General features: G+C 63.3%; 2 protein-coding genes and 1 pseudogene. 1 reads left to right on the forward strand and 2 read right to left on the reverse strand.

Features of this window, described 5'->3' with window-relative positions:
* Positions 1–2: 2 nt before the first annotated feature.
* Complete coding sequence (locus tag ATI02_RS05115) at positions 3–1025, reverse strand: purine-nucleoside phosphorylase (RefSeq protein ID WP_100845638.1); 1023 nt, start codon at positions 1023–1025, stop codon at positions 3–5.
* 15 nt (positions 1026–1040) lie between these two features.
* Complete coding sequence (locus tag ATI02_RS05120; protein WP_095190772.1) at positions 1041–2000, reverse strand: nucleoside-specific channel-forming protein Tsx; 960 nt, start codon at positions 1998–2000, stop codon at positions 1041–1043.
* A 452-nt stretch (positions 2001–2452) separates the two neighbouring features.
* Between ATI02_RS05120 and ATI02_RS05125 the strand changes: the two are divergent.
* Positions 2453–12977: pseudogene (locus ATI02_RS05125) on the forward strand (autotransporter-associated beta strand repeat-containing protein).
* The last annotated feature ends 59 nt before the right edge of the window (positions 12978–13036 follow it).

Consider the following 13036-nt stretch of genomic DNA (forward strand, 5'->3'; position numbering starts at 1 on the left):
CATCAGGATTGAGGCACGCCGTTTTCCCAGGCAGACCAGTGCTTGAGGATGTCCTGCACCAGTGGATTACCCGCGCGGTAGAGGTTTTCCAGCGCCGGGACAAAACCGCCCTGATCGGCGTATTTGAGCAAATTATCCACTTCACTACCGCCCGGTTCAGGACGGTCGAAGTCGGAGCCGGCACGTACTACCGCCAGGCGTTGTACATCGACCAGGCCTTCACGACTGGCGCGCAGCAGGGCCTCATAGGTGGAGTTGTCTTCCTGTTGCGTCGTGCAGTATTCGCCCTTGTTGTCGGTCAGCAGTTTGGTCCAGACCTCGGCCCGTTCGCTCAGGCGCGTGCCGGAAAACCAGGTGTTGCCGGCCAGTGTGTCGCAGCGGGTGACGACTGGTGGCTGATTAGCTGGGGCCGATGGATATTTCAGCCGCCACGCCGCCGACTCCTTGCTCTCGCTCAGTTCGACCTTGTGGCTCAGGGCGAAGGCCTTGGCCTGCAAGGTCGGGTTGAGTTCAAAGACTTCGGTCTTGTAGTCCAGCGGCGGTTTTTCGTTCGGGCCCTTGGTGTTGATGCCGATGTAGCCGGTTGGCCAACTCGACGGCGCATCACGGGAATCCAGTTCCCATTGCGTACCGAACTCGACCAGATAATGCGCCCACGCGGCGGTGCCGATGGTCCCGTGTTTGGGGCTGATCCCGGCGATACCGGCGATCAGGAAATAGCTTTTGCGTAGGTCGAACTTCGGCGACATGGCCAGTGCCAGGGTCGAGGCCGCTGCGTTGGTCTGGCCCATGCCGGTGGTCAGCAGGCACACCTGCCGGGTGTTGCAGCGGATGGTCGGGTACTCGGCGGACAGGCCCGGCACGCGGATTTCCTGCTTGAGTTGCAGCCGATCGATCCAGTTTTGCGCCTCAGGGGCGAACATGGTGATCAGCACCACTTTCGGCTGGATCGGCGCTTCGCTCGCCCATGCAGTGCAAGAGAGCAGGGCGGCAGCGGCCAGTGAAACGCGCATCATTGCTTGCATAAAAATCTCCTGATTTCAGAACTGATAACCGATGCCGGCGTAGTAACCCCAGCCGTTGGAACGCGCGCGGAAATTGCCGTCGCCGAAATTCAACTCGCTGCCATCCTCCCAGTTACCGCCGTTGTGGAAATAACGCCCGACCAGGGTGAAGCGCAAATGGGTGAACGAATAGAGCAGGACGTTGGTTGCCACCGTGGCGTTGGCGGTGCGCGCCGGGTTGTCCTTGTGGATGTCCGAGCCAAAGTCGAAGTTGGTGAAGCCGATGTAGGTCAGCGAGGCGCCGTTGCTGAATTTGTCGATCGGGATGATGTATTTGAGCTGCGCGCGGTAGCCGTCCCATGAGTACTCATTGCTCGCGCCGTAGTTTTCCCACTGATAACGCCCGTACAGGTTGGCCGACAGGTTGACCCGCGAATGGGTGTCGATGTCGGTGCCGAAGCCGCTGTACAGAGTGTTGGCGCGGTTCTCCTTGCGGCTGCCGTGGTCGTAGATCCAGTCGAACGCTACGTACCATTCCTTGAACGGGCCGATGGCCAGGCTGCGGCCGGCGAGGTAGTCGATCGAGATGCGCGGCTCGTGCTCCATGAACACCGGTGAGCCGTGATCCCACACACCTTTGTCGTGGCTGTTGCCGATATTGAAAATTTTCGGCACGTCGATGTAGCCGTAGAGCTCGAATGGGCCCTTGCGCCCGAAGTACTCGTATTCCAGATAGATGTCGTCGGCCGGTTGCGGACCGAAGCTGATGTCTTTGCTGCCGATCAGCATCAGGTCCTGGTTGTACCAGTCCGACAGGTACGCGCCTTTTTTCGGTGGGCTGGCTTCGGGGCTGAGGGTTTCACCTTGGGCGGATTCTTCCGAAGGCGCGGGTTGAGCCAGAGCATCATGGCTGAGAACTCCGGTAACGCCGGTCAGTAGCAAGGAAACAGCAAACGTGCGCGCAAATGGGGCGCGAAGAGGGGATGTGGCGTGCATTCAAAGTCCTTTTTTTGCGGATCAAGCCCGAATTCTGCGGGCCAGTTGGATGTGTGGCGAAAATGCCGTGATTGACGGTTAGCAAACGTTTGCATAACACGTACCAGTTTCTTCCAGACGTTAAAAATCCCTGTAGGAGCGGGCTTGCTCACGAAGGCGTCTTGCCAGCTTGAAAACCCTTCGCAGACACAGCGCTTTCGCGAGCAGGCTCGCTCCCACACGGGGGTTGCAGTGCGTTCCAGTCCCCCGGTCTATGGATCGAAACCCTCGTCCTAGAGCGCCTAGTATTAAAGTATTAACACCATTTAATCCGTGCCCCATGTCTGGGCGTCTACTAGCTTTGTCCCCAATCAACGGTTTTGTGATGACCGTCGTAGTCTTGAGTCGCGTGTGGAATAAGTAAGGCTTTGTACGCCTTCAAGGAAGAAGTTGGCCACGACAAGGAGTAGCCCGTGGAAGCAAGGTTTGGTGTCGCCCTCGTTTCGCGTTTTTCCCCTCTTTCCCTTGCTGTGCATTTGAGCGTTGCCGGGCTGTTGTTCGGCGGCGTCAGCGCACCTGCGTTGGCCACATGCTCCACGGCCGGTTCAATCGTGACGTGTACGGGGGTGCCGCCACTGCCACTGGTTCCCAACGACTTCGCCAGTGCCACGAACAACCTGACGGTCAACGTCAACAGCGGCGCGCAGATGAACGCGACCCTTGGCGGGCATGTCATGGACCTGACGGGGGTCGACATCACCCTGAACAACTCCGGCATCATGGATCCGGCAGTCCTTGGTCTGATATCGGTGTTGAGCGGCGGTGCATTTATCGGAAACGGCGCGACCAGCACGGTCAATGTGCTCAACAATACGGGCGCGATCATGCGCGGTACCGGCATGTTGCTCGGGCTTAACCTGACCAGCATCAATGGCCTGGCCATCGCGGTGAACAACGCCGCTGCCGGCACCACCACCCTCACCAACAACGGCACCATTACCTCGACCGGACTTTCGATCGGTGGCATCACCCTGGCCGACACCCCGGTGATCGGCGTCTACGGTGGCTCGCAGGTCAACATGACCAACAGCAACACCGGTGTCATCAACGGCCGGATTGCCTTCGAAACCTCGGCGGCGGGCAACACCTTCACCAACGCCGGTGCGATTACCGGCGGTGTGTCGATGGGCGCGGGGAGCACCAACACCTTCACCGCGGTGACCGGTTCTTCGGTGCAGGTCGGTGACGGCGTGCAAGTCAGTGTCGGGCTTGGCGGCCTGATCAACATCAACCTGACGTTCGCCCCGACCGGCACGGTCGATGGTGGTTTGGGCGGCACCAACAGTCTGATCCTGCAAAACCCGGCCGGCGTCGGCGGCGGTATCACTGGGACTGGCACGGCGTCGAGCGCCACCTACGTCAACTTCAACAACCTGACCCTCAACAGTGGCACCTGGACCTTGCAGGGGCCATTGGTCAGCGGCGCGACCACGCTCAACGGCGGTATCGCGAATTTCAATAACAACGCCACCTTCGGCAGCGGCGTGCTCACGTCCAACGGCGGGATTCTGCAGGCCAGTAATGCCGGGTTGAACATCAGCAATCTGATTTCCGTCGGTGCCGGCGGCGTTACGGTACAAGGCGGCAATGCCACCACCCTGAGCGGGGTGATTTCCGGCAGCGGCGGTTTCACCAAGGCCGGCACCGGCCAGCTAAACCTCAGCGCCGCCAACACCTATCTGGGCAACACCACGCTCAATGGCGGCACGGTGCAAGTCAGCAACAATCAGGCCTTCAGCAGCGGCAGCCTCAACGTCACCGGCGCGACGACGTTGAGCGCACCGGGCACGATCAGCCTTGCCAACGCCATCAGCCTCGGCGGCACCTTGACCGCCGGCGGCACTGGCGCACTGACCCTCGGCGGTTTGATCACCGGCAGCAGCGGCCTGAGCAAAACCGGCACCGGCAGCCTGACCCTCAGCGGCGCCAACAGCGGTTACACCGGCACCACCACCCTCAGTGCCGGCAGCCTGCTGGTGACCAACAACAACTCGCTGGGCAGCGGCGCGCTGAACACTGCCGCTGGCACCAGCCTGGACAGCACCGCCAACGTGACCTTGGCCAACAACATCGCCATGACTGGCGCCCTCAACGTGCTCGGTAGCAATGCGCTGACCCTGGGCGGCGTGTTGTCCGGTACCGGCGGGATTACCAAATCCGGCACCGCCAGCCTGACCCTGACGGGGAACAACACCAATGCCGGCAACACGCTACTCAACGGCGGCAGCCTGTTCGTCGGCAGCAACACCGCACTGGGCACTGGCGCGTTGAACGCGGCGGCGGGCACCACGCTGGATGCGACGACGGCGGTGACCCTGGCCAACGCCGTCGCGCTCGCAGGGGGACTGACCGTTGGTGGCACGCAAGCATTGGGCCTGAGTGGTGTCGTCAGTGGCGTCGGCAATCTGATCAAGAACGGCACCGCGAACCTCAACCTCAGCGGCAACAACACCTTCTCCGGCGGTACTGCGCTTAATGCCGGCACGTTGATTGTCGGTTCCAATACTGCGCTGGGCACTGGCGCGCTGACCACGGCGGCGGGCACCACGCTCGACGCCAGCACCGCAGTCGCACTGACCAACGCGGTTTCGCTCGGCGGCAATCTCAACGTCGGCGGCAGCGCCAACCTGACCCTCGGCGGCATCGTCAGCGGCAGCGGCGGGCTGACCAAAAACGGCGCGGCCAACCTGATACTCAATGGCGCCAACACCTTTCTCGGTGCCATTGCGCTGAACGCCGGTACGATCACCGCAGGCGCCAACGCGGCGCTGGGTAGCGGCAACATCACCGTGGGCGGTGTAGCTACCCTCGACAGTAATGCGGCGGTGACCCTGAACAATGCCGTCATTCTCAACAACAGCCTGGGGATCGGTGGTAATAACGCGCTGACCCTCGGCGGGGTGATCAGCGGCGCCAGCCAACTGGTGAAAAACGGCGCCGCCAATCTCACTCTTAACGGCACCAACACCTACAGCGGCGGCACCATGCTGAATGCTGGCAGCCTCACCGTCGGCAACAGCGCCGCACTGGGCACTGGCACCTTGTCGGTGGAAGGTGCGGGCACGCTCAACAGCAGTTCGGCCGTGACCCTGAACAACAACGTGATTCTCAACGCCAACCTCACCGCTGGCGGCGCCAACGCGCTGACCCTGGGCGGCGTAATCAGCGGCGCTAACGGCCTGATCAAGACCGGCGCCTCAAGCCTGACCCTCAACGGCAACAACACCTACACCGGCACCACCGCGCTGAATGCCGGCTCGCTGGTGGTCGGCTCCAGCACGGCCCTCGGCACCGGCACACTGAATGCGTCGAACGGCACCACGCTGGATGCCAACACTGCGGCAACCCTGGCCAACAACGTCAACCTCGGCGGCACCCTGACCCTTGGCGGCACCAATGCGCTGACCCTCGGTGGCGTGGTCGCCGGTATCGGCGGATTGGTCAAGAACGGCGCCGCCGACCTGACCCTCAACGGCGCCAACACCTATTTCGGCAACACCGCGCTGAACACCGGCAAACTGACGGTCGGCAGCAACACCGCATTGGGCTCCGGCACATTGAACGCGGCGGCAGGCACCACGCTGGACGCCAACACCGCCGTCAGCCTGAACAACGCGGTGGCATTGGCCGGTGCCTTGAACGTCGGCGGCACGGCGAATCTGACCCTGACCGGCCTGGTCAGCGGTGCTGGCAGTCTGGTGAAAAACGGTACGGCCAATCTGATTCTCAACGCGGCCAATAACTTCCTCGGTGGCACGACCCTGAACGCCGGCACGCTGACCGTTGGCAACAGTTCGGCATTGGGCTCCGGCGCACTGACCGTCGCTGGCGCGGCAACACTGGACAGCAACTCGCCGCTGGTCAGCCTCAACAATGGCGTCGCGCTCAACGCTGCACTGACCGTGGGGGGGGACGCAAAACCTGACCCTCGGCGGCGTCACCAGCGGCACCGGGCAGTTGATCAAGAATGGCGCGGCCAACCTGACCCTCAACGGCAACAACACCTTCAGCGGCGGTACGACTCTGAACGGCGGCACCCTGACCCTGGGCAATGCCAACGGCTTGGGCACTGGCGCGTTGATTGTTGGCGGCGCGGCGACCCTGGATAACAGCGCCTCGTTCGGCATCGGCAATGCGATCACGTTGAACGCCGGTCTGACCGTCGCGGGCAACAACGACCTGAGCCTCAACGGCATCATCGATGGCGCCGGCAACCTGACCAAAAACGGTCTGTCGGACCTGACCCTGGCCGGCAACAACACCTTCACCGGCGCGCTGAACATCGTCTCTGGCAGCGTCACCACGTTGAACAGCAATGCGCTGGGCAACACCGCAGGCGTGAATATCAGCGCTGGTGCCGGCCTGAATCTGGGCAGCGACGCCAGCCTCGGCGCGCTGACCGGCAGCGGCGACGTGCAGCTCACCGGCAGCAACACGCTGACCGTCGGCAGCGGCAACGTCACCAGCACGTTCGACGGCGGCCTCAGTGGCAGCGGTGGCCTGATCAAGGTCGGCACCGGCACCCTGAGCCTCACCGGAATCAATGGCATCACCGGCAACACCGCGATCAATGGCGGCACCGTGGATCTCAGCGGTTCGCTGGCCAGCGCGCAGGTCAACGTCAACACCGGCGGTACCCTGACCGGTACCGGTTCGGCGCTCGGTGCCATCAACATCAACAATGGCGGGCATCTGGCGCTTTCGTCGGGCAATACCTTGTCGGCAAGTGCGCTGACTCTCGGTGCCGGCAGCAACGTCGATGTGGCGCTGGGCACACCCTCGACCGCCTCGCTGATGAACATCGGCGGCAACCTCACCCTCGACGGTAATCTCAACGTCACCGACGCCGGCGGTTTCGGCGTTGGCGTGTATCGCCTGTTCAACTACACCGGTGCCCTGACCAACCTCGGTCTGGACGTGGCCAGCGTGCCGGTCGGCTACGGCCTCGGCGATCTGCTGGTGCAAACCGGCGTGGCCAATCAGATCAACATTCAAGTCTCCGCGCCGAACAGCAACATCCGTTACTGGGACGGCAGCCAGACCATCGCCAACGGTGTGGTCGATGGCGGCAGCGGCACGTGGAATGCGGTCGGCACCAACTGGACCGACGCCAACGGTCTGGTCAATCAGCCATGGGCTGGCGACTTCGCGGTGTTCCAGGGCACCGCCGGCACGGTGACGGTGAACGGCACGCAGGCGTTCACCGGCATGCAGTTCCTCACCGACGGCTACAACGTGGTCAACGGTGCAGCGGGACAACTCACAGCGGTCAATGGCACCGGCGGCACCACTTCGTTGCGCGTCGATCCGGGCGTGACGGCGACCATCAATGCCAATATCGATGGCAGCGGCATCCTTAATAAACTCGACGCCGGCACGCTGGTGCTCGGTGGTGCCAACACTTATACCGGCGGCACGCAACTGGACGGCGGCAAGATCATCGTCGGCAGCAACACCGCACTCGGCACCGGAACGTTGACGGCGAATGCCGGCACGCAACTGGACAGCAACGCGGCGGTGACACTGGCCAACGCCGCAACGCTCAACGGCAATCTCACCGTGGTCGGCAGCAATGCGCTGACCCTCAATGGCGTGATTGGCGGCACGGGTGGCCTGATCAAAACCGGCACGGCGAACCTGACCCTCGGCGGCAACAATGCCTTCCTTGGCCCGGTAGCCTTGAACGCCGGAGGACTGATTCTGGCGTCGAACTCGGCGCTGGGCTCGGGCACGCTGAACGCGGCGGGCGGCACCACGCTGGATGCCGCCACCGCCGTTTCGGTCAACAACGCGGTCAATCTGGCTGGCAATCTCGGCATCGGCGGCACGGCGGATCTGACCCTTGCCGGCACAATCAACGGGGCCGGCAGCCTGACAAAAAACGGCGCGGCCAACCTGACCCTGAGCGGCAATAACAACTTCCTCGGCGGCACCACTCTGAACGCGGGCACCCTGACTGCTGGCAGCAACTCGGCACTGGGTCTGGGCAACCTGACCGTGGCGGGTGCCTCGGCGCTGGACAGCAACAGCGCGCTAAGCCTGGGCAACAACGTCGTGCTCAACGCCAATCTGAGCAACACCGGCAGCAACAATCTAACCCTCGCAGGTGTGGTCAGCGGCGCGGGTGGCTTGATCAAGGACGGCGCGTCGAACCTGACACTCAACGGCATCAACACCTTCACCGGCGGCACCACACTGAATGCCGGTACGTTGACCCTTGGCACTGGCGGCTCTTTGGGCAGCGGCGCGCTGACCGTGGCCGGCGCTTCGACCCTCGACAACACCGCGCCACTGGTGCTGGCCAACAACCTCAACGTCAATGCCAATCTGGCTCTGGCCGGTAACAACAACCTGACCCTCGGTGGCGTGATTGCCGGCGCCGGCACGTTGACCAAGAACGGTCTGTCCGACGTGACGTTGAGCGGCAGCAACACTTTCAGCGGCACCTTCGATGTGGCGTCCGGCAGCCTGACCACACTGAGTAGCGCGGCGCTGGGCAACAACGCCACGGTCAATCTCGCGGGCGGCGCGGCGCTCAATCTCGGTGCATCGGCCAGCCTCGCCAGCCTCACTGGCAGCGGCACGGCGCTGATCGGCACGGGCAATACGTTGAGCCTGGGCGGCAACAACGTCAGCAGCACTTTCGCCGGCATCCTCAGCGGTGACGGCAGCCTGAGCAAACTCGGCAGCGGCACCCTGACCCTCAGCGGTATCAGCGACCTGACCGGTGACACCAACGTCAACGCCGGCACCCTGCAGGTCAACGGCTCACTGGCCAGCGGCAATGTGCTGGTCAACAGCGGCGGCACTCTCGGTGGCAACGGCACCTTGAGCGGTGCCGTGACGGTGGCCGATGGCGGGCATCTGGCGGGCGTCACCGGCAGTACGCTGAGCGTCAGGTCGCTGCTGTTCAACGGTAACTCCAACTTCGACGTCGGCCTCGGAACCCCGGTGTCCGGCGGCGGCAATGCGCTGATCAATGTTGGCGGCAACCTGACCCTCGACGGTACCCTCAACGTCAGTGATATCGGTGGTTTTGGCAGCGGCGTCTATCGCCTGATCGACTACACCGGCGGCCTGACCGACAACGGCATGCTCTTCGGCACGTTACCGGGAAGCGTCAGCCCGGGCGATCTGCAACTGCAAACTGCGCTGGCCAATCAGATCAACCTGCTGGTGACTGCACCGGGCGTCACCGTGCAGTTCTGGGACGGCAACCAACTGGTGGCCAACGGTTCCGTCGAGGGCGGCAGCGGCACTTGGGGCACCGGCACCACTAACTGGACCGACGTCAACGGCACCACCAATCAGGCCTGGACCAACAGTTTCGCAGTGTTCCAGGGCGCGGCCGGCACGGTCACTGTCAACGGCGCGCAAACCGTCACCGGCATGCAGTTCGTCACTGACGGCTACAGCCTGGTGAATGGCACGGCGGGCTCGCTGAATCTGGTCAACGGTTCGCTGGGCAATGCCACGGTGCGGGTTGACCCCAACGCCACGGCAACCATCGGTGTCGCGCTTAACGGCAGCGGCACGCTGGGCAAATACGACAGCGGTACGCTGGTGCTCAACGCCGCCAACGGCTACACCGGTGGCACCGCGCTGAACGGCGGAAAAATCGTGGTCGGCAACAACGCCGCGCTTGGCACTGGCGTGTTGACCGCTGCTGATGGCACGGCGCTGGACAGCAACGCGGCCGTCAGTCTGAGCAACGACGTGGTCGTCAACGGTGGTCTGACCGTTGCCGGTTCCAACGCCTTGACCCTCGGCGGCGTGGTCAGCGGCAGCGGCAGCCTGATCAAGGCCGGCGCTTCGAGCCTGACCCTCAACGGTAGCAACACCTACAGCGGTGGCACTCAGCTTGCGGGCGGCACGCTGATTCTCGGCAATAACAGTGCGATCAGCAGCGGGGCGCTCAACGTCACCGGCAATGGCTCCCTCGACAGCACCTCGGCGCTGCAGCTGGCGAATGCCATCAACCTTGGTGCGCAACTGACCCTGGCCGGCACCCAGAACACCACGCTGCTCGGCGCCGTCACCGGCACCGGCAGTCTGGTGAAAAACGGTACGGGTGATCTGGTGCTCAGCGGCGCCAATACCTACAGCGGTGGCACCACGCTGAACGGCGGCACCACGCGCGGCGACACCAGCAGCCTGCAAGGTGCAATCGTCAACAACGCGGTGCTGACCTTCGAGCAAAACACCGACGGCAGCTACACCGGCAACCTCACCGGCGCCGGTACGCTGAACAAAACCGGCAGCGGCCAATTGCTCCTGACTGGCAACAACAGCTTCACCGGCAACACCTCGGTGCAGGCCGGCAAACTGACCGTCAACGGCGTGCTCAACAGCGCCAATGTCAACGTTGCCAGCGGCGCAGGCATAGGTGGCAGCGGTCAATTCGCTGGCGCCGTGCAACTGGCCGACGGCGCGACTCTGGCCGGCGGCGGCACCGCGACGCCGTTGTCGGTCGGTTCGCTGGCCTTGTCCTCGGGCACCAATCTGGACTTCAGCCTCGGCTCGGCCACCAGCTCTACAACAGTGGTCAACGTCGCCGGCAACCTGACCCTCGACGGCACGCTGAACGTCAGCAACGCCGGCGGTTTCGGTACCGGGGTGTATCAACTGTTCAGTTACGGCGGCAGCCTGACCGACAACGGTCTGGTCTACGGCAGCTTGCCGGTCTCGGCGGCCAACCTGACCCTGCAAACCGCCATCGCCAACCAGATCAACCTGCTGGTGCAAGGCTCGCCGGGTGAGGTGCAGTTCTGGAATGGCGGCACCACCAATCCCGATGGCAGCATCGGCGGCGGTAGCGGTGTGTGGGGGCCGGGCACCAACTGGACCGATCCGAGCGGCACGCAGGCCCTGGCATCAAATGGTCAGTTCGCCGTGTTCGGTGGTCAGGCGGGTACGGTTACCGTGCAGGGCAATCAGAACTTCACCGGCCTGCAATTCCTCTCCGGCGGCTACAGCCTGGTCCCGGGCGCTGGCAGTACGCTGACGCCGGTCAACGGTGCAGACGGCAGCCTCGCACCGGTGCGGGTGAATGCTGGTGGCAGCGCGGAAATTTCCACACCGCTGGTGGGCACGGGCGGCATCGAGAAGCTCGACTCCGGGACTCTGGTGTTGAGCGGCGCCAACACTTACAGCGGTGGCACGACTGTCAGCGGCGGTACGCTGGTCGGTAATACCACCAGCTTGCAAGGCAACATCCTCAACAACGCTTCGCTGTTGTTCGTGCAGAACTTCAACGGGCAATTTAACGGGTCGTTGCGCGGGCTCGGCGCCATGCTCAAACGCGGCACGGGCACCTTGTTGTTGACCGGTGACAATCCGTTCAGCGGCACCGTGGCGGTCGATCAAGGCGTGCTGCAAGTCGGCAGCCGCTCGGCGCGTGCCTCGTTGGGTGGGCAAGTCACCGTGGCCAACGGCGCTGCGCTGAGCGGTAACGGCAGCGTCGGGTCGGTGGTCAACAATGGTCTGGTGGTTTCAGGTGGCGAGGCTGGCACCCTGAGCGTTGCCGGCAATCTGAGCAATGCGCCAACCGGTGTGTTGGCGCTGACCATCAGTTCACCCACCGCTACACCGCTGGCAGTCGGTGGCACAGCGGCCCTTGGCGGTGGTTTGCAGGTCAATTCGCTCGCGCCGTTCACGGGTAACACCGTGTACTCGCTGATCACCGCCGGCGGAGGTGTGACAGGCACCTTCACCAGCACGGATCTGCCGCAATACGCCTTCCTCGACAGCTCGCTGGTTTACGGCGCCGATTCGGTCAGTCTGGCGGTCAGCCGCAACGGCAACTCGTTCGCTGATGTCGCGGCCACAGGGAATCAACGCAGTACCGCTTCGGCGTTGTCGCGTAACGGTGCGGCGGGCGCTGCGTTGCAAAACCAGATCGTCAACCTCAGCGTGGCTGGCGCGCGTAACGCCTTCGACAGTCTGTCCGGCGAAATCCACGCGAGTACCGCCAGTGCGATTCTTGAGGATTCGCGTTATGTACGCGACGCCGTAAACGATCGCATGCGCCAGCCTTCGTGCAGCGCCGCGGATGATCCACGTCGTGCCCTGGCGCCTGGCGATAACCAACTGAGCAGTAACGGTTGCCACGGTGAAATGGTCGGCTGGGCTCGCGCACTCGGTGCCTGGGGTGAATCGGATGGCGACAGCAACAGCGCCAAGCTCGACCGTAACCTCAGCGGCTTCATGCTCGGCACCGACAAGCAGCTCGATGACCAGTGGCGCGTGGGCATGGCTGCCGGTTACACCCGCAGCGATCTGGACGCGCATGATCGTCGCTCGGATGCCACGGTCGAGAGCTATCACCTGGCGGCGTACCTTAACTCGCAGTTCGATGCGCTGGCCGTGCGCCTCGGCGCGGCTTACAGCTGGCACGACATCGAGACCAAACGCGACGTCAGCGTCGGCACCTACAACGACCGCTTGAAGGCCAACTACGATGCACGCAGCGCCCAAGTGTTCGGCGAAGTCGGTTACACCATTGAGGCCGGCGGCATTGCCCTGGAACCGTTCGCCGGTCTTGCCTACGTCAACTACGACACCGACAAGGCCAAGGAAAAAGGCGGAGTAGGGCGCCTGAAGGCCGATGCCGATCAAGACATCACCTTCTCGACCCTCGGCCTGCGCGCCGGCAAAGTCATCACCCTGGCCAACGGCGGGCAATTCACCCCGCGTGCGGCGATCGGCTGGCGGCATGCCTTCGGCGACACCAAACCCGACGCCGACCTGACCTTCATCGACGGCGGCGCCTCGTTCAGCACTCAGGGCGTACCGATTGCCAAGGACAGTGCGATTGTCGAAGCGGGTGTCGACTTCCAGATCAGCCCGACCGGCAAACTCGGGGTCGGCTACTCGGGCCAATTGTCGAACGACAGCAATGACCACGCGATGACCATCAGCTTCAGCCTTGGCTTCTGAATTAGGGTCGAAGCACTTTTAGCCGCCCGAAAGGGCGGTTTTTTTTGCCTGCAAATTCT

Source organism: Pseudomonas baetica, assembly GCF_002813455.1.
Taxonomy (GTDB): Bacteria; Pseudomonadota; Gammaproteobacteria; order Pseudomonadales; family Pseudomonadaceae; genus Aquipseudomonas; species Aquipseudomonas baetica.